A 536-nucleotide genomic window follows, 5' to 3' on the forward strand; every position below is an offset into this window, starting at 1 on the left:
TAGTATTTCCAAATATTAATGTTGGGAACGAACAGTGGTTTAAGGTTTCGCATATTTCCGTATCATTTTTAGTGTTAATTTTAGTAGCCGCTCACATAGGTCTTCATTGGCAATGGGTTATAAATGTATGTAAAAATATGACGAAATTCAAAAAGTCAAAGAAAAGCTTGAGCATAGCAGCTAAGCTCACAACCGCTGCGCTGTTAGTCATTGGCATATACGAAATAAATGAAACGGGTTTTCTTGGAAAACTTGGAGGAGTAGCGAGAGTACTGAATGTAAGTTCCTCAGATATGCCGCAAAAAGGCGGTGGGAAGCCGAATTTTGATCGCCATTCATTTAGCGAGAACAAATCTTCTGCGACGGCATCTGCTGGTCACGAACGTCCAAACTTTGATCACGATGGCGGAGGTCCGGAAAGAGGAATGAAAGGAAAAGAAAGCGGCTTTGAAAGTCCAAATCCTTTTGTTGTAATCGGTACTTATTTTGCTATTGTGTCAGTTTTTATTATTGTTATTTATTATATTGAAAAAATA

The 536-nt window shown here is 38.1% G+C and carries 1 pseudogene; it reads left to right on the top strand.

Annotation, left to right across the window (positions count from 1 at the left end):
- A pseudogene (locus tag AC27IT_RS28125) lies at positions 1–536 on the top strand (DUF4405 domain-containing protein); the annotation flags it as partial.

Source organism: Brevibacillus sp. YAE8 (assembly GCF_057543335.1).